Source organism: Oxynema aestuarii AP17 (genome assembly GCF_012295525.1).
Taxonomy (GTDB): domain Bacteria; phylum Cyanobacteriota; class Cyanobacteriia; order Cyanobacteriales; family Laspinemataceae; genus Oxynema; species Oxynema aestuarii.
In genome coordinates this window covers 1911505-1930324 of sequence record NZ_CP051167.1, presented here as the reverse complement: position 1 = coordinate 1930324, position 18820 = coordinate 1911505, and the positions used below count along the sequence as shown (strand labels likewise).

Genomic DNA, 18820 nt, shown 5'->3' with positions numbered 1-18820 from the left:
CGGCGGGGAATCAGGTTACTCGGCGTCGCTTCGCGATCGCACGGTGGCGTTGCGGGCGGGTTCGGAGGTGCCGTAGTCGGGATGGGTAACGATCGCGCTAATCGTCGTTCCCGGTTCGAGGGAGTCGAGCTCGATGCTGAAACGACCCGAACCGTCGGTGGCGACCGTGGCGACGGGTTCGCTCAACGGTCCGTGGGCCATCCCGGACTCGTTGACCCGATAAATTTCTACGGTTCCTCCCGGTTCGGCGAGACCGTCTACGGTGAGGGCGTCTCCCAGTTGATAAAACTCGCGAGCCAAAAACTGGGGCGCCTCGATCGCCCGGTTGCCCGTATCTTTACGGCGATTGCCGGAGTTGCGCGGCGGGTTGGGGCCGTCGCCGATCTGAAAGTGCTTGACGCGATCGTTGGAGGTGGTATTGAGGTCGATACTCAACCCGGCTAAATTGGCGAAGCGATTGTCTTCAATGGCAATGCGATCGCCCGGCGGATCTGCCGCCACCACCACCCCCGGACCGGGTTGGTCGGTAATTTCATTGTTTCTCACTTGATGTCCGCTTCCCATTAAGTAGATGGCCGCCCGTTGCAACCGTCGCCCGTTACTTCTCACAATGTTGTCGGCGATCGCCACCGCACCGGAAGGATTGAAGAGGAAAATCCCGGCACCTGCATTGTTATAAATCTCGTTATCGAAGACCGCCGTATTATCGATATATCCTTCTAAACGCAAGGCATCGGGCATTCCGCGAAAGCCATTTTCAAAAATTTGATTGTTATTGACTTGCAAGTTATCGGCGCGGACGCTCGTAATGACAGCGCTGCCGTCGTGGGCGGCGATCGCGTTATCCTCGACCGTCACATTGGTCCCCTCGAACACCCAGACCCCAAACGCCGATCGCCGTTCCGGGAACGTCCCGTCCGGCAACAGTCCCAGCCAATTTTCGGCGATCGTCACGTTGTTCGGAATTGGAACATCTTCCACCGCATCGGTCACTTCCCGGCGCCACTGGCCCTCTTCGAGGGTGACGCGATCGACGATCGCCGCCGACTCGCCCCCCAGAATCAAAATATCCGCCGCCGGAGGACTCGCCGTGCGTTGGTGAGTCGAGGTAAACCCGTACACACTCAAACCGCGAATCGACACGTCCGGGGCCATCACGACCAACCCGCGCAAAATCTCCGTTTCCGGCGCCGGGGTCAACGTCACCACCGCCCGGGGCGTCCCCTCCTCGGGGTCGAAACCCGGTTGCGTCGTCCCGTCGATCGCCACGGGCGCCTGTAGGGGCGGCAAACTCGCCGTCAAACCAATGGTCGTAGCTTGCGGGTCTAAAGCAAACTCGATCCGGGAAACCTCGATTTCCGGGAGTTGGCGCAGTTGCGATCGCTCCGCCGGACTTAACTCTTCCACCCTTAAATTGCCATTGACGATCGCGATCGCCTCGCGCAACGTCAGCGCCTCGTCCGCCCGAACCTCGTCCCCATTGCTATTGACCGCGATCGTCCAGGTCGGTCCCCCCTCCCCCAGCGTCGCCCGTACCGATCCGACGAACGACAGCGACAACATCGAGACCGCCAACCCTACCCGCCAACGTCCCATCATCGTTCACCTCCGAATTCGTGTACGGGTTGCAAAGACAACTCCACCGCCGACTCTTGTTGTTGGGGTGGCGCCACAGGCTGCTGACCGAATCCCGGCCATAATTGGTTTAATTTCATCGAAACATTCAGATACGGACCACTCGCCGAGCGATCGCTCTCCATATCGTCCGCATCCACCTCCCCAAATACGTATCCCGCCGCCAGACGTAAATCCGGCGTCAGATAAAAACCGACCTCCGCCACCACGCCGAACTCGCTAAAATTCGCCGACGGTTGATAAATCCAGCGCCCCTCACCGACCACATCCCAGCGATATCCCAGGCGATAAGTCGCCCGCAACTGCGCCAGAGAGACCGTATTCGTCCCGACTAAATCATCGGCGAGATAAGACGTACTGCGGCGCCACGCATATTTCCCATAAAACTCCCAGCGCCAATTCGGGGCGAAAATACTTTCCAACGCCAGGGTGTGGTCTTGAGATTTCGTCCCGCTACCGAACAAAATCGTATCGGGAATCGAGGAGGGATTTTGGCGGAAGTCGTAACGCAACAAGGCATTAAACTTATCGCTTTGTGGGTCGCGGAACGCAAAACCGAAGCGCAAATTAATCGTATCGCCGATATCTTCTAACAACTGGTTCGACGACGAAGCTTGATGGTAGCGTCCCAACACCGAAATCGCATCGGTGAGTTTTCCCGTCGCCGCCGCTTGAATGACTGTATTATCGCCACTACTGGAAAAACGATGTTCGTAACGGGCACTGGCGGTGAAGTCCGGGTTATCCGTATATTCCAGACCGATGCTGTAACTGTCGCCACTGCGGATTCCCAAGGCGGCGGAACTCTGACCGGGGGCGTAAGGTTGGGCGAACTCGGTTCCGGTGGCGTTGCGGGAGAACAACGACCCGAACACGTGTTCGTAAGCGAGATTGAGGCGCAATCCGGGAACGATCGTCCAGCCGTGTTGGATCCCCAAGGCGGCGCCCATGGTGCGACCGTCTACGAAGGAGTAGCGCCCGGTGAGGGTGGTGTCGTCGGTGAGGTTGTAGTCGCCGTTGAGGTTGAATGAGGTAATCGAGTTGTCTTCGTACTGACCGCTTGTAAACCAGACTTGATTGAGTTGGGCGGTGACGCCGGGTAGCAGGCGCCAGTCGAGACCCAAGATCGTGCGATCGGGATAAACGATATCTTCGTCGGAGGACAAACTCAGTTCGTTTTGGGCGCGGAAGCTGATTTTACTGGTAATCGGGACGAGTAAGCGACTGCGAAGCTGGGAGGAGGTTACGTCGAGGGGACTGGTCGGGCGATCGTCCGTGCGGTGGCGGTAGACCCAATCGACGCCGAGGGTGGCTTTGTAAATTTGCTGTTGCAATCCGGCGCTAATCGTGGTCAAGCTGTTATCGACTTCGCTACCGGGAATGGCTTCGAGGCGGGGGGTTAAGAAGTCGTCGAATTCGGTAATCGGACGGGGGGCGACGCCGGAATTTTCCTCGCGATCGAAATTAAAGTTTAAGCGGGTGGTGGAGGTCAGGCGACTGCTGAGTTGAGTTCCGTAGCGGGTTTGTCCGGGGACGAAACTGGTGGTGGCGTCGTTGGCGAAACCGCTATCGGTGGTCCGGTAATAGGCGCGTCCGGTCAATGGACCGCCTCGGGCGTTGAGTTCGATGCGGTAGGCTTCCCCGGTGACGAGTCCGAGGAGTTCGGAATCGTTGGTGGAATGGGCGTATTCGGCGATCAGTTCGCCGCTAAAGGGGGTGGCGGTCTTCAGTGTAGGGGGTTCGGCGGGGAGGGTTTCGGGAAATTCGGCGTTGGAAATGGACGGGAGGGCGGTGGCGCCGGAGGTGACGCGATCGCTCTCCGTAGCATTGCCAAAGGTCAGCATCAAGTCGGCGCCGTAGAGCTCGAAGTCGCGAATCCCTTGGTTTTGTCGCAGGTAGGTGGCGCCGACCCAAATCGGGTTATTGTAATCCCGAGAAAAGTGATAGCGCATCCGTCCGCCCCAGAGGTTGGTGTCGCCGTCGCGTTCTTCGTATTGGTAGGTGGCGACGATCCGGCGGACGACGACGATGCTGACTCCGGTGGCATCGGTGACGACGTCGGTGCGCTGTAGGGGGCGACGGAAGAGGATCGTGCCGCGATCGTAGTCGATTTCGTAGTCTTCGCCTCGGTTGAGTTGTTGGCGAGAGATTACATTACCGGGGCGTCCGAGTTCTTCGAGTTCGATAAAGATATTTTCGCTGCCGTCGATCAGCAGGCGCCGGGAGAAGAAGTAATAACCACTGGTTCCGTCGGGGGCGATCGCGTCCCGTTGGAAGCCTTCGACGTCGTTGGCGTAGAGTCCGGTCAGTTGCAAGCCGCCAAAGTTGTAATTGGCTTTAAACCCGTGGAACGATCGCGTCAACCCGGTAAATTCTTGGGTGCGATTGGCGAGTTCTTGGGTGTTGTAGTCCCCCCACATAAAATAGTCCAGTCCGGCGTTTTCTACCGGGGACGATCGCTCGAATCGCAGGTAGACGCTATCTCGGGAGGGCGCCACGGTACTCGCGGTGGAGTTGTCGCCGTAAAGGGGATAATCCAATTCGGTCGGTTGGGTGTCGCGGAACAGGCGGCGATCGTTGCCGCTACAGTCGCAGTTGAGGGAGCGATCGGAGTTATAAGCCCCGGTGAACAGCCAGCCGCCGAGTTTCCCGGTGGCGAAGACGGCGCCGGATAGGTCCGCTTCGTAGTCGTAATCTTCGTCCGCCGGGAGGAAGTCGCGGAAACTGCCCCAGTAGTTGGTTCCCCGCTTTCCGAGGCGGAAGTTGACCAATCCGGTCACCAAACTCGGGCGCAGGTAAGTGGTGAATTCGGCGCGGGTAAAGGCTTCTAAGGTTTCGCCCTCGGCGCTGGCGTCGTCGATCGCCCCGCGAATCCGCACGATTTGGGCGTCGAGGGGCGCTTGCAATTGGGCGCTGAATTCGCCGCCGACGGCTTGGACTTGGAAGCCCGGGGCGTCGAGGTTGTAGTCGGCGCCGATAAATTCTCCGGCGCTGGCGCTGAGGGTGACGACGGTATCCCGTTGGACGAGTTGGTTGTTGGCGTCAAAAACTTGTCCGGTTACGGTGAGGGTCGATCGCCCGTCCGCCGGGACTCGGGTTTCTCGGGTGGCGATTTGCACCTGGGTCGGCGCGCCGGAAACCGCTACGGTAAAGCTTTCGACGGTTTGGCCGTTGACGGAGAGGGCGATCGTGTTTTCCCCTTCCTGGAGGGGGACGCCGTACCAGGTCTGCACGGTGATTCCGGTGGCGGTGTCGGTTTCGGTCCGTCCGACTAAGTCCGGGGAAACGGCCTCGCCGTTGACCAGTAAGGTGACTTCGGCTTCGCTGGGGAAGCGGGCGATGACGGTGGTGGCGGGGAGATCGGTGGTTTCGCCGGGACCGGGCGCCAGGATTTCGGCGATCGCTCCGGCTGCTTCCGATCCAGTTTGCCCGATTTCCACGGCGGAATCGCTATTGAGTTCGATTCCGGTTGAAAAGTTCGGTTGAGAATCTCTGAAATCGGTTAAAATATTGGGGGAAAGGGGGCGATCTGTCTGAATTTCAGTTGCGACCGGATCTATTCTTGCTCCGGAGAGGGCTAAATTATGCTCGATCGCCGACGATGTTATTGTTACACTGTTTGTAGTTACAGGATTTGACAGCTCCGCTACGGCGCGATCGCCCCTAATTGCTCCTTCTAATAAGGCATTGACCGAATCGATACAGTCGGTTTTGTCCTGACAATTTTCTAAATTAAGGATAGAGTTATTTAAACTTACATTTGTCCCCACAGTTTCCGGCAGTCTGCCATCGCCTGTTGTCGCTACAAATGTAGACCTTAACAGAGATCCTTGCCGTCCGAGGCGATCGCTCTCGAACCACGAATTTTCCAGGGGCGCCCCCTGAAAACCCACATTTGTCGCCACAAAATCCCCCGATTGAGGAACCTGCACCGCTTCCCCCGACGACGCCCACAGGAATGCCGAAGAAGGAACCGCCAGCCAACAAAAACCCTTTTTCATGGTAGATTTCCCTCCTCTTGGAAAGTTGGGGTAACCGCAAAATTCACCCGCGCCATACCGCCCGGTTCCAAGCGCACTAAGCGAGATTGACTATTCCCCTCACTGAAATATAAATTCGGCGCCAGGGTGTAGCCCGGAACGCTGCTCAAATCCAGGACTGCAGTTCGATAACCCGAAACGACGTTAGCCACAGAGAACAAGCCGTTGGCATCGGTAATAATCCGGTTGCCGTCGTCCATAAACACCACCGCATTCGGGATTCCCGGTTCGTTCTTCTCCTGCAGTCCGTTAAAGTTTTTATCCACAAACACCCGACCGATTAAAGTGCCGCAATCGGACAAAATCCCCGGATCGAGTTGGAGTTGATGAATCGCCGGACCGTCTTTGACGTTCAGTCCCGTATCTGTCCGTTGTCCGTTGGCAAACGCCGAGTTCCGACCGTTCCCGCGCAAGGCATCCGGGGTCACCCGCGCCGCATAGGCGAGGTTGAGAACTTCTCCGGCGGGAATCGTCGCCTCGGGAAGGTCGAAACGAATTTGTCGCCCGTCGTTACTGCTGACGACATCGAGTTCGGTTCCGGCAATTTCCGCTTTTGGCGAATCGTCGTGGAATTGCAAGCCAAACGGCAGTAAATCGGTAACAAATAAGCCGTTGAGGGGACTGCTGGAGAGATTGCGAACGGCGAGGCGGTAAATCACCGTATCCCCGGGTTCGGCGGCGGCGCGATCGCTCGTCTTGACAATTTGAATCTCCTGTGCTTCGCACACCGCCGCCGTCAGGTCGAAAGACCCAAAATTCAAACCGATCGGGGTGCCGTCGGCACTGAGAGTAAAGGTTCCGGTCGCCTTCGTGCCGCCGTCGGCAGCATTAATCGGGCGTCCGTCTAAAGAGGTGGCGGTAAACGAGACCACGCCATTATTCGTTTCCCCGATCTCCAAACGGATGCGGCGTTCGCTCAAGTCGCTGCCTGCAGGGGGACTAACCACAAAAATATACTGACGTCCGGGGTCGAGTTGACCCCGCGAGGCATCGAGGCTGAAGTTATACGTCCCACCTTCGCCGTTGGTTAGGAAGAACGGATTGGCATTGTCCACATTCGGCTCGAACCCCCGACCGACATTGTTATCCGGCAAATCCGGGAACTCCGTCGGCGTCAGGGCGACGACCTCGCGAATGCCTCCGGTGGGGTCCGTGGGGTCGGGTTCGAATAGGCCCACTTTAAATCCGGTATAGTCGGGCAGAATTTCCCCGGCACATCCAGTAATTCGCCCGACGTTGGGCTGACGGGTCGGCGTGGTTGCAGGGGGAATAATCACCGTTTGTTGGCCGATGGGTTCGTCGTCTTCGTCGGGAATGACCACGGTGACGCCGCCGCCTCCGTCGGGAACTTCCGGCGCAATGATTTCCACGGTGACGGTGACTTCGCCGCCTGGAGGCAAAATCACGTCTACGGGATCGACGACGGGACGGGATGGGGTCGTCGGCGTCGGAGGTAGTTCCGGTTCGGGAATGTCGGGAGGGGTGATTTGCGGCGCTGGCGGCACCTGGGCGGGCGGTTGGGGCGGATCGATCGGCGCCGGGGTAATCTCTGGCGGTTGGGAGGGGTCTTGGGTGGCGGGTTGTTCGGGTTGGGGTTCCTCGACGGGCGGGTCGGGGGGCGTAATTTCCGGCGGAGTTGGCGGTTCTTCCGGGGGAACCTCTACGGGGATGCAGTCGCCGACGAGGACGGTTCCTTCCGGGGTGGTGACCATGGAGTATTTGACGCCGCGTACTTGGGCGCCGGAGGTGACCCGTTGGATGGTTTCGGGGTCGGGGATGGTGAAACGCAAGGCCCGATCGCCCGGATTGCTGATGGTAAAGTCAAAAAAGAGTAAGTCTCCGGCTTGGGCTCCGGTTTGAATGCCCTGGCGGATTTCGCGCATTTCGTCGGCGACGTCTTGGGCGAGTTCGCGCAGTTGTTCTTCTTTGTCCGGGGCGACGGCGACCATCGCTTGAAAGGCTTGGCGGAAGGTGTCGTCTACGGAGGCGTTGTCGCCACTTCGCAGGATGACGGAGAAGGCTTGTTGGGTGGCTTGTTCGGCTTCGGTGGCGGTCAGTCCGGCGCTGACGAGGAAGGTGCGCGCCAGTTCGGCGGTGATGGCGGCGGCGGTTTCTTGGGCGACGGACCGTTCGAGTTCGGCGACGGTTTGCCCTTGTTCGGGGACTGCTTGCACGATCGCGTCGCGCGCGGCGATCGCCACTTCCCGGAAACTAGAATCTACCGGGAGTTGGGCTAAGGCGACGGTGACGGCGATCGTGGCGCGGGTGGCTTCCTGTTGGCTGAATCCCAGTTCGATTAATTGGTCCGCCAAGGATCCGGCTAACGACCCGGTGACCCGATTGTCGGCCAGATCGCGCACGCCGTCGGGATCGACGGTCACCGGACCGCCTGGAATCACGGCGTTTTCGTCGATATTGGTGATTCCGGAAAAGGTTTCGCCGCCGACGCTGTAGCTGTATTCCCCTTGGTTGCGCACTAAGATCCCGGGAACCACGCATTGGGGCGTGTCGGTTTGGGCGATCGCCCGATCGCCCGCCGAACGAGCGATCCAGGTTCCGGCGCCGCCGAGGAAAGCCGCAACGGCGAGCAGGCTGACGGCTTTCGAGGAAGCCCCCATCCACGGGCGGCGGTTGTCGCGTCGTTGCTGCTTCATTTCACCCTCACTTGAAACTGCGCGATCGCCTGCCCTCGGGCGGCGATCGGTTCGCGAAATCGGACGCGCACGTGGGTGTAGCGTTCTGCCGGGGCCGGACGCCGTTCGACCCGTCCGTTCGCCTCGGCGACCTCAATGGTGGGATTGGCGCTAAAGGTCCGACCGCCATCGATGCTGTAGCTGAGTTGGGCGGCGGGGGTCGCGCTGAGGCTGTCGAGAATGTAGCTGGTCTGGGGATCGAGGGGTTGGGTGATGACGAAGTTAGCGATCGCGCGATCGCTATCGTTAATCCCCGTCACCGTATAGCGCAGGGTATCTCCCGGCTGCACCCGACAACTCGCCTCGGTACAGCGCCCAGGTAAATCCACCCAACTCACCCGATCCGACTCGGCGATCCGGCGATCGACCTCCAACTGTAGGCGCACTGACTCCTCCGGGGTCTGACCCCGTAAGGGCAATGCGGCGGTGCCGAGTAAGACGGCGATTAAACTCAAACGCACTAAGGAAATCTTCAACATTTTTGCCCACCTACTCAATTCACCCGTCGTTGGAAGGTAAACGTTCCCGTTTCTCCCGGTCCGAGGGGACCGCGCACTCGCACTTCGTATTTGCTCACGTCAGATGCCGTCGTCGTCCCGCTTTGCGGTCCACTGCGCGCCGTGGGCGGTCTGCCGCCGAAAAAGTTGATCGTACCGCCGCGCGAATCTACCGGGGAACCGAGGACGTGAGAGGTATCGATCCCCGTGGTCGGGTCGTTGTCCCCGTCGGCATCGTCGGTATCGAGGGCCCAATTATTGCCCCCGGGATTCTCGATCGGGTCGTAGGTGGTTCCGTCTTCGGAAATCACCAAGTTCTCCGCCGTCAGGGTGACGTTCCCCGGCCCGCCCGCTTCGGAAATGTTGTTGTAACTGAGGCGGTACTCGATCAGGTTCCCCGGTCCGGGGGTTTTGGTGTCTTGACTAAATTGCTCCTGTCCGTCGAGAACGTCGGGTCCGCTACCTTTGAGGATGCGCGATTCTTTGAGAATTTCGATAAATCCGGTATAAACGCGGTCGATTTTGACGTTCCCCGGCTCGCTTTCGTCGAAGAAGCCGTCGTCGTCGCGATCGTCGAAGGCGGCAATCGGGACGCCGTAGCCTCGATTTTTGACTGCCGTCGGCAGGGCGATCGTGACGGAGTAGTCCGCTTCCGTGGTCGTTCCGGGGATCGTCACCGGGGGGTCGTCGGTACGGAAGCCTGCGGCGCGATCGTAAGTGTAGATGGCCGTTTGTTGGTCGAAGGTTACCGTGACGCGGGTGCCGTTGGGCAGGGAATTGCGCTCTTGTGGGGCGATCGGGGCGATCGTCACGTCGGCCCCGGAGGCGTTGGAGAGACTGTTGGTAAAAGCGACCGGATCCGGGGTAAACGGTTCGTTCGGTCCCAAGTTCGGCGGCGTGGCGACCACTTTGTTATGGAAGTCGTCGTTACTGTCCGTCGGCCCGATCGCCCCGGGGGATCCGGGCGGTCCGTTGAGAATGCCCCCAGCACCGCCGGAAATCACCACGACGTTCGCTTCGCCCCCCGGTCCGCTTCCGCCGTTGTTGTTGTCCTCGTCTTGGCCGTCTCGACCGGGATTCGACAGCCCGGGGGTGACGATCGGATTGCCCGTATCGTCGGTTGGGGGTGCGGTGCCGTCGTCGTTAAAGTTGTTGGGATTTTGGTCGCCGGATTCGTCGAATAAGAGTGGACCGGGATTGCCTTCGGTTCCGCCGAAGACTTGGGCGACGTTGGCGATCGTTCCCGGTCCGGTTAAGCCACTGGTGACCAGTTGGAATTGAAAGCCTGCGGTGGTGGTTCCGGCGTTGAGAATGCCGTCGAAGATAAAGCCGATCCGGGTGGCATTCGCCGCCCCCCCGATCGCCCCGGGATCCGTGGTCCAGGTGGCGAGGTTGGCATTGAGGACCTCGGGATTATCGGCGGTGAAGACGACTTGCCACCCGGCGGGGGCTTGCCAACTGTCGGGCACGAGGGCGGTTCCTTGGGGAATGGCATCGGAAACGAGGATGCGCGGCGCGACGGCCCCATCGACGGCGATCGGAAAGCTGGTATTGGGGGCGAGATTGCCGGGAACGAAGCCACTGGCCCCGGCGGGAATGCGCGATCGCACGTCTAAGGCGAGTTGGTAGGTGATGACGTCGTCGGCAGGATTCGCCGGATCGCCAATTTCTACCGGGGTACCGTGGGTTTTGAGGATGACGGGTAAGGCTAAGGGGGTCGAAGCGACGGTGATGGTCTGAAATGCACTGGCTTCGCGGGTTCCGTTGAACGGATCTCCGGTGGCTTCCGTCGGGACGGCCCCTTCTGGATTGTCTACGGTGAAGACATCGGTGCCATTGGGCGTGCGTTCGACGTTCTGGGCGCTGTTGGGTGTGTTGCCCAGTTGAACGCGGATCTCGTCGCCTTCGGTGGCGCTTCCGTTGACCGTGACCGGAACGCGCACCAGCAGGTTACCGCCGATCGGGATCGATCCGGTAATTAGTTCGCTCCCGCTAATCTCGGTCCAGGTGTTGCCGCCGTCGGTGCTGATTTCTAGGTTGCCCGAGACGGTCCCGGCCCCGGAGACCGTGGCGCTGTTGGGAATGCGAAAACGGGTGGGATCGTTACCGACGTTGGTAATTGAAAAGCGGAAAAAGAGGCGATCGCCCGGTTCGATCGGCCCTTCGCCATCTTTGCGAGCGCCGTCGGGCTGCACCGTAATCCCGGCTATTTCGGCCACGGTGAGGACGACGGTGTTCGACTCGACGGGAATCGTCACCCCGGGATTGCTCGGGTCTTCAAAGGTCCCCGTCGCCCGGTTCTCGATCTGGGTGCCTGCAGGCGTCGTCTGCGCTAATATCCGGTACGGCGCGATCGCCCCGGCACACAGCAGCGCGATCGCCAGCCAAAATCGATAAAAGTTACCCTGTTTATTTCCAGTTATTTTCGGGAAGCCCACGCCAATTAATGACCCCAATGCAATGAGTGGATGTCTACGATGCCCCTGATGCTTCCACTAAACCCTTTTTGGATCGGTGACGCGAATCTTGAAGGTTTTAATTAGTTTCTCATTAATGAGTCATTTGTCAATAATGAAATTCGCGCCTAACCTCATTACAATCGAGCCGTTTTCTTAAACCCAAATCAGGTTAGTCGGCCAACCCTAAAAAGTTCTAAAGTTTGGTTCTCACTTCAAGCAAGACAACCCGGTTTTGTTAACGCCAACTTTCTCAAACGAGAGCGCTCCGAAGTTGACGGCAAACTTCTGATATCCAATTGGCAAACCCCGACACAACCCTTATCGTTATAAGGGTTGACGAAGGCAATGGACGAATATCTTTAAGTTGAAGGAGCCGGAGCCTATCGGAAATCTAGATCCTCAGTAGATGAGGCTTTTTTGTGTTTTATTATGTTTTTGCAAGTTCCATTTATAGCGGTTTGCGATGGACGAGTCAAGTTCGGTTTATAAAAATTATTTTTCAATAAAACAGCTCGAACGCGCCTGCCCTAGAAACTCGTAAAGATTAAAACAGCCATTTTTTTCTCCTCGGGGGAGAAACGGCATTTTGAGTATATTCGATCGCCTTAAATTTGTAAATTGCGATCGCGATCGCCCATCGAAAGCGATCGCGATCGCCCGGTCAGATTAAATGTCTTAAAACCTGCCGGATCCCTGGCTCGCCGTCAAGAATTCTTCACAAAAATTATAATCGCCGTCCGGTGGCGGCTCCAGGGGAGTCGAGCGCTCCCTAAACGGCGAGCCGACAGATGCGCACCATACCGCGCGCGCTGCCCGTGACCAGGGTTTTGCCGTCCGAAGCGAAACAGACCGACATCACCGCCCCGGTTTCTTCCATCAGTGTCGATAACGGGGTCAGGGTGGGGAAATGCCAAATTTTAACAGTTCCGTCGGCGCTGCTGGTGGCGAAACTGCGACGGTCCGGGGCGATCGCGATCCCGGTCACCGGACCGGAATGGAGCGATCGCGTATCGATCTCCCCCGGTCGATCTAAGTCCCAAACTTGTACCGTCCCGTCACCATTTCCGGTAACGACGGCGCGATCGTTGGCAAAGGCGATCGCCTCGACCCCATCCAAACTGCCGACGATCGAATCGATGTATTCGCCGCGCTGCAAGTGCCATAGGGTAATCGTGCCGTCCCCTTCCCCGGCGGCGAGCCACTCGCCATTCGGAGAGAGGGCCACCGCATAAATCGGTCCGGTATAGTCCGTGAGGGTATCGCGCAAGGCGCCGCGATCGAGGTCCCAAACTTTCATCGTTTCGTCAAAACTGCCACTGACCAAAGTTGTACCGTCCGCAGACAGGGTCAGCGATCGCACCGATCCCGTATGACCTTCCAAACTCGTCCACAAGCGCCCCTCGGGCAATTGCCATAACTTCACCGTCTTATCCCAACTCGCACTCGCCAGGGTTCGACCGTCCGGGGTCACGAGCAAATCAAAAATCCCGCGATCGTGATCGTCGAGGGTCGCGAGTAATTCCCCCGAGTCCACTCGCCATAACTTCACCGTGGTGTCAAAACTCCCCGTCGCCAACAGGTTGCCATCCGGCGTCAACGCCAGAGCGCGCACCCAATCCGAATGAGCGTTCAAATTGCGAACGCACTCCCACTGTTGGGGGACGATCTCCCCCCGAGCAAACTTCGGTAATTGAACCCCACTGGCACTCGATTTACTGGGAACGGGGGGCGGCGGCGAAACCGCAGGCGCCTCGCTGGGTGACGGAGAATCCTCCGTTTCCGAGGAGGGTTCGGGAGGCTCGACGGTCGCGCGAGGCAACTCGACCCTCGCACTCGACGCTTGCACTGCTCGTTCCAAGCGCTCCAAACGCTTACCGATCGCCAAACGGTTGAGATAGTCGATGGTTTGGGCGATCGATTCTTGCAAATCTCGATGTTGACTGGCGAGACCGTCGAGATCGGCACTGGAGAGCGATCGCACCTGGTTTTCGATCGCCTCCAGACGCTGCTGTAAAGGGGTCAGATCCCCAGGGGGCAAAGGTTCGCGCGATCGCGTTTCCGGGGCGATCTCGCGAGCGGCAACCCGTCGGGTCAACAGCTCGATCTCTTCCGTCACTTGTCGCTGGAGGCGCTGGTTCAATACGGCATCCATCCGGCGGGTCAACTGTTCGGAACGGTAGCGCAAGATCGGCTGGAGGACGAACAGCAGCGACAGCAAGACGGGAGGGAGATACACTAGCGATCGATAAAAAATTGCGGCGATCGCGGCGAGGACGGCAGCCACGATCAGAACGGATTCGGCATTTTCGAGCCAATGGCGGTTGGGAGTCATGACAATGGAGAGTCGGGAGTCGCGAGTCGGTCGGAGAACAGTTAGAAATTAGAACTGCGAACGGAAGCGTCACCGTCTCAATCTAAAATCTCAAATCTAAAATCTCAAATTACTCTAAAATCCCAAAATCAGACGGGCAATACTGAAATAAATCAACACCCCCAACACATCGACCGCCGTGGTAATAAACGGAGCTGACATCAAGGCGGGATCCAATTTGAGCGATCGGAATAAAAATGGGAGCGCCGAACCCGACACCGACGCCAGCACCGAGATCGCGATCAAAGAAAAACCGACGGAGATCGCCACTCCCAAGCGCCCTTGCAAGAAATAAGCCCATATCGTCGCCATCACGCCTAAAATCGAGCCGAGCAAAGCCCCAGCGAGAGCCTCGCGCCAGACCACCTGCACGGGGCCGAGTAAGCGAATTTCGTCCGTATTCAAGCCGCGAATCACCACCGTAGACGATTGAGCGCCGACATTGCCCCCGGTTCCGGTCAATAAGGGGATAAACGCCGCCAGCACCACCACTTGCTGCAAGATATCTTGCTGGGCGTTAATAATCGTCCCGGTCACCGTGTTGGTAATCAACAACACGAACAACCACACTACCCGTCGCCGCGCCACTGTAATTAAATTCGTGTGGAAATAATTGTCTCCTTCGGACTGCACCCCACCTAACGCATAAATATCTTCCGTGGTTTCTTGCTCGATAATGTCGATCACGTCATCGACGGTGATAATTCCGACGAGGCGTTTCTCGCTATCGACCACGGGAACGGCGAGGAAGTCGTAACGCTGAATCAGACGGGCGACTTCTTCTTGATCTGTATCCGTGGAGATGTAAACCACCTCGCGGGTCATGATCTCGCCGATGGTTTCCTCGGGTTGGGCGGTCACCAAGTGGCGCAGGGAGACGATCCCGGTCAAACGGCGCGCGGCATCGGTAACGTAGAGATAGTAAATCATCTCCGTGACCGAGGCGAGATTGCGAATCCGTTCGAGGGTTTGACTGACGGTGAAATGTTCCTTGAGCGAGATGTATTCCGGGGTCATAATCCGGCCCGCCGTTCCCGCTTCGTAACCCATCAGAATCGCGGTGGCTTGCCATTCCGAGGGACTCAGTTGGGCGCGCAAACGGCGCACGACCTTCGCCGGGAGTTCGTCGAACAGACGGGCGCGATCGTCCGGCGACATGTTATCGATAATGTCGAGAACTTCTTGACGCCGGAAGACTTCGAGTAGGGACTGCTGTACCGAAGAGTTGACGTGTTCGTAAACTTCGGTAGCTTCGTTTTTGGAGAGTAAACGAAAGGCGATCGCCTGCATGTGTTCGGGTAACCCTTCAATGGCTTCGGCGATATCGGGAGGTTGGACGGGAACCAAAATCGCTTTGGCGCCTTGTAGGTCTCCCTGTTCGAGCAGCGCTTGGAGCTGCGATCGCACCAGTTCGCGTAATTCTTTGCGCGAACCGAGTTGAAAGGTGGAATTTAGATTTTGATTCTCAGCATTCAAAGCAGACTCTCTCGATAGCTAGGCTCTTTATGGTGATGCCTTTAGTCTAATTGGGCTTGTCAATTCGGAGAATAGGGAAGGAGAAGTCCGGTGTGGCGAGTCGGGCGATCGCCCCGAGTGTCGCCCTCTAAAATCTAAAATTTAAAATCTAAAATCTGAAACTCCCCTCGATTCGTCCTCAACCACGATCGCCGGAATCTCGCTCGTTTCCAAGACCGCACGCGACACCGAACCGACCAGCACGTTTTCCCACGGTTGATGGCCCCGTTTTCCCAGCACGATCGCCGTCACCCGGAAATCCCGCGCCAGTTGCACGATCGCCTCGGCTGCAGCACCATTGACGGTGAAAAATTCATGTTCGATATCCGATAACCACCGCCGCGCCACCTGTCGCAATTCCTCGACTTGTTGGGGACGATCTTCTCCGACTACGTGCAAGACGATCGCGCGAGCATTGCTACGACGCGCCAAATCTGCAGTTTTGGTCAACACGGCGGGGGCTAACGGCGACGTATCCACCGCCGCTAAAAAGGTGGTGCGGGTTGCGACGGTGACTTTCGTCGGATCGATCGCCCCTTTTTCTAACAGTTTGGGCGCGAAGGTCGGAATCGCCCAAGCACCTAACGGGGCCGTGACTAAAATCGATAAGGCGGCGATCGCTAAAATCGTTTCGCCGCCGTCAATTCCCGCCGCTAAAGGAATGGCACCGATCGCCGCCTGCACGGTCGCTTTTGCCGAATTTCCCGGCAGTAAAAATAAGCGTTCCCGCCAATTCCAATTACTGCCCATTGTCGATAAATACCAGCCCATCATCCGCCCGACCGATAAGCCGATCGCCAATAACAACAATCCCGGTAAGAGGGTTTTTTCTAAAACCGCAATTTGAATGCTCGCCCCCATCAAAACAAACAGAAAAATTTCGGCGATCGTCCACAAACTATCAAATCCCAACCGCAACCGCCGCGCCAGAGGGGCGTCTAGTTCCACCAAGAAAAATCCCATCGCCATCGCCGCCAAATACCCGGAAAAATGCGGCCAACGGTTCGCAAAAATCACTAAAAATAAAGCCAAACAGGCGGCGAGTAACATTTCTTGGGTTTGGTTCTGCGTCCATTTTTGCCCCACGAGTAACACCACCAACAACCGGGCGGCAAAATAGCCGATCGCCACCCCTAAAACAATTTCGGAAATGACTTGAAACGGCAACAGTTGCAACGCCGTCAATTCGATTCCGAACGGTAAGCTGAGGCGATCGAGTTGCCCCTGACTTAAGAAGTTTAACAATAAACTAAACAGCAACAGTAAAAAGACATCGGAAAGCGCCGATCCGGTTAAAATTGCATCGGGAATGCCTTTGGCAACTCCCCATCCTTTACTTTTTAACCGCAGCATTCCCGGAACGATCACGGCGGGAGATTCGGCGCCGATAATACAGCCGAGTAATAAGCCCGTCATCCAATTAAAATCGAATAAAACCATTGCGGCGATCGCGATCGTTATGGCTTCCGTAAATGCAGGCAAAATGCCCAACCGTAAAGCCACCGTTCCCTGTTTTGCTAACTTTTCACGATCTAATCCTAGCCCCGCTTTCATCAAAATGGCCATGACGGCGATCGTTCGCAATTCATCGGCATTGTTGAGAATCGATTCGTCGATAATATTCCCCAATTGCGGTCCTAAAACAATTCCGACGAGAATCGTTCCCATCAAAGAAGGTGCACCCAAGCGACGGGCAATTTGTCCCACAAAGAAACCCATCACCAAAATCCATAAAATACCTGCTATCATGTCTCGAACTCCTGAAAGAATCGATGAGGCGGGTTGGTTCTTCCAAAAGTCGAGACCGCCATAGCCCTACTCTCAGGTCACCAACCCGAAAAGTAGGAGCTATCAGCCTCGATATTGATAATTTTTGTCGCTTTTAAGCGAATTGATAAATAAGTCAGGAGGCGGTTAAGGCAAGCCCCATTGCCTTGTTGTTTTAGAGTATACCATGATTTTCTGTGGAGCAAACACTTTATCTGTATTGAGCTGGAATATTGGCCGTCTATAATATAGTGTTTCCCAATCTAATAAAGGAGAGACCATCCCCCTAAATCCCCCTTGAAAAGGGGGACTTCAGGCTATTAAAAGAGGGACGATCCCCCTAAATCCCCCTTGAAAAGGGGGACTTCAGGAAGCAGACAGACATCTGAAGTACCTCCTACCTCAAAAATCAGGAATGAGCATGGAAGCAGAAAACGAGAAGAATTGGGTGATAAGTGAATCGGCGATCGCTCAATGTCAAGAAGCGATTAAAATCGATCCCTGTAATTTTAAAAACTATCTCTATTTAGCTCAAATTTTTGAAAAACAAGGTCATTTTGAGGCAGCGATCCGCACTTACCGACAGGCGATCGCGATCGTCCCTGAATGCGCTCAATTTTTATTCAATTTGGGCGATCGTCTCTTAAAAGTGGGAGAAACAGGACTGGCACGAAAAAGTTACTATTTGGCGACCCTTGCAATTTATCCCGATTTGGCCATAAATCTACATTTTAACTCTGAATTAACCTTTGGCCAACATATCTTGTGGGATCCGTGGTTGTTAAAAACAACAGACGGATATCGTCTATTTTACTTAACCGGAAAACGCCACATCCAACCCTTTTGGAAACAAGGACAAATTAGTGCGGCAATCTCGCCAGATCTTAAAAATTGGGACTATTTAGGCACGGTTTTAACACCGATCGCAACCAGTGACTGGGAAGCGGATAATCTCTGTGCGGGGAGTGCTTATCAAGAAGGAAATTGTTATTATTTATTTTATTCTGCTTCCGTTTATCAAGCCGATGGCGTCATCCAAAGTATCGGTCTGGCAACTTCAAGTGATGGCGTGAATTGGCGGCGATCGCCCCAACCGATTCTCAAACCCGATCCGCGTTTTTATGGCGGTTCGATCCGTCCGCAACTCGACCAAAACGATCCGATAACAAAAATTGTGCAATGTCGCGATCCGTATATTTTAAAAAAGGATAAAACGGGTCAATATTACATGTTTTTCACTGCCGTAGTCGGGCGATCGCGCGGTGAAAATCCAACGTATAGCGGTTGTGTCGGCGTCGCCGTTTCTGATAAAATAGATGGGCTTTATCGATGTTTGCCACCCGCCTGCGATCCGGTCATTTCCCACAGCCAAGAGTCCATTTTTTACGAACTCGAACGACCGCAAGTTATTTTTAAAAATAATCGCTATTATTTATTCTTTTCTTGCTGGACTCGGTTAATCAATCCCGCTTGGTTGGAAACAGTCGATCGCCGCTTGATTAGCGATTCTTCTCTCTATTGTTATGTCAGCGATCGCCTCACCGGACCGTATCGCGCGATCGCCTCCACTCCCGTCGTTTCCGGTAGCGAAAAAACCGAGTTATATGGAACTCAATTGATGGAAACTCCTAGCGGTGACGGTCTGTTTGCTTACGGTTGGTATTGCAAAAGTAAAACTCTGGAAATCTCGCCACGTTTCCCCGCAATTTGGACGGGCGATCGTTGGGAAATTATCACTTAATTGAATTAATTGAATAAAAAATAGGCAATTATTGCCCACCTTACGGATTCTTGTGACTTTTAGAAAAATGGCGACGGTTCGGAAGCAAATACCATTCAGAAA

Annotated in this window: 9 protein-coding genes and 1 riboswitch; of the genes, 1 reads left to right on the top strand and 8 read right to left on the bottom strand. The window is 56.2% G+C overall.

Annotated elements, in window-relative coordinates:
• Window positions 1–15: 15 nt before the first annotated feature.
• The 8 genes from HCG48_RS07750 to HCG48_RS07715 all read right to left on the bottom strand — a co-directional run bounded on the left by HCG48_RS07750 (window position 16) and on the right by HCG48_RS07715 (window position 16959).
• On the bottom strand, window positions 16–1599 hold the full coding sequence (locus tag HCG48_RS07750; protein ID WP_168568641.1) for a right-handed parallel beta-helix repeat-containing protein: 1584 nt from the start codon (window positions 1597–1599) through the stop codon (window positions 16–18).
• Entirely contained in the window at window positions 1596–5636 is a 4041-nt protein-coding gene (locus tag HCG48_RS07745; RefSeq protein ID WP_168568640.1) for a TonB-dependent receptor, read from the bottom strand. Before HCG48_RS07745 ends, HCG48_RS07750 begins: the two co-directional genes overlap by 4 nt.
• Window positions 5633–8329: a hypothetical protein gene (locus HCG48_RS25905; RefSeq protein ID WP_246259964.1), complete on the bottom strand. Its 2697-nt coding sequence runs from the start codon at window positions 8327–8329 to the stop codon at window positions 5633–5635. The genes HCG48_RS07745 and HCG48_RS25905 overlap by 4 nt, the downstream gene beginning before the upstream one ends.
• On the bottom strand, window positions 8326–8847 hold the full coding sequence (locus tag HCG48_RS07735; protein ID WP_168568639.1) for a DUF11 domain-containing protein: 522 nt from the start codon (window positions 8845–8847) through the stop codon (window positions 8326–8328). Before HCG48_RS07735 ends, HCG48_RS25905 begins: the two co-directional genes overlap by 4 nt.
• A gap of 14 nt (window positions 8848–8861) precedes the next feature.
• A complete protein-coding gene (locus HCG48_RS07730; protein ID WP_168568638.1) occupies window positions 8862–11321 on the bottom strand; it encodes a DUF7925 domain-containing protein in 2460 nt (819 codons plus the stop codon).
• A 772-nt stretch (window positions 11322–12093) separates the two neighbouring features.
• Window positions 12094–13656, bottom strand: coding sequence for a WD40 repeat domain-containing protein (locus HCG48_RS07725; RefSeq protein WP_168568637.1), 1563 nt, complete (start codon window positions 13654–13656; stop codon window positions 12094–12096).
• Between the two features lie 114 nt (window positions 13657–13770).
• Entirely contained in the window at window positions 13771–15171 is a 1401-nt protein-coding gene (gene mgtE, locus HCG48_RS07720) for a magnesium transporter (RefSeq protein WP_168568636.1), read from the bottom strand.
• Between the two features lie 141 nt (window positions 15172–15312).
• The gene (locus HCG48_RS07715; RefSeq protein ID WP_168568635.1) at window positions 15313–16959 is read right to left on the bottom strand and encodes a cation:proton antiporter; all 1647 of its coding nucleotides are present in this window, start codon (window positions 16957–16959) and stop codon (window positions 15313–15315) included.
• A gap of 86 nt (window positions 16960–17045) precedes the next feature.
• Window positions 17046–17153, bottom strand: a riboswitch (Fluoride riboswitch).
• Window positions 17154–17392: 239 nt separating this feature from the next.
• Between HCG48_RS07715 and HCG48_RS07710 the strand changes: the two genes are divergently transcribed.
• Window positions 17393–18718 carry a tetratricopeptide repeat protein gene (locus tag HCG48_RS07710; protein ID WP_168568634.1) on the top strand — a complete coding sequence of 442 codons (1326 nt, stop codon included), beginning with the start codon at window positions 17393–17395 and terminating at the stop codon, window positions 18716–18718.
• The last annotated feature ends 102 nt before the right edge of the window (window positions 18719–18820 follow it).

Bases quoted from the DNA above. Each gene is read 5' to 3' on its own strand.
- HCG48_RS07750 (WP_168568641.1), bottom strand. From the start codon at position 1,599: ATGATGGGACGTTGGCGGGTAGGGTTGGCGGTCTCGATGTTGTCGCTG.
- HCG48_RS07745 (WP_168568640.1), bottom strand. From the start codon at position 5,636: ATGAAAAAGGGTTTTTGTTGGCTGGCGGTTCCTTCTTCGGCATTCCTG.
- HCG48_RS25905 (WP_246259964.1), bottom strand. From the start codon at position 8,329: ATGAAGCAGCAACGACGCGACAACCGCCGCCCGTGGATGGGGGCTTCC.
- HCG48_RS07735 (WP_168568639.1), bottom strand. From the start codon at position 8,847: ATGTTGAAGATTTCCTTAGTGCGTTTGAGTTTAATCGCCGTCTTACTC.
- HCG48_RS07725 (WP_168568637.1), bottom strand. From the start codon at position 13,656: ATGACTCCCAACCGCCATTGGCTCGAAAATGCCGAATCCGTTCTGATC.
- HCG48_RS07715 (WP_168568635.1), bottom strand. From the start codon at position 16,959: ATGATAGCAGGTATTTTATGGATTTTGGTGATGGGTTTCTTTGTGGGA.
- HCG48_RS07710 (WP_168568634.1), top strand. From the start codon at position 17,393: ATGAGCATGGAAGCAGAAAACGAGAAGAATTGGGTGATAAGTGAATCG.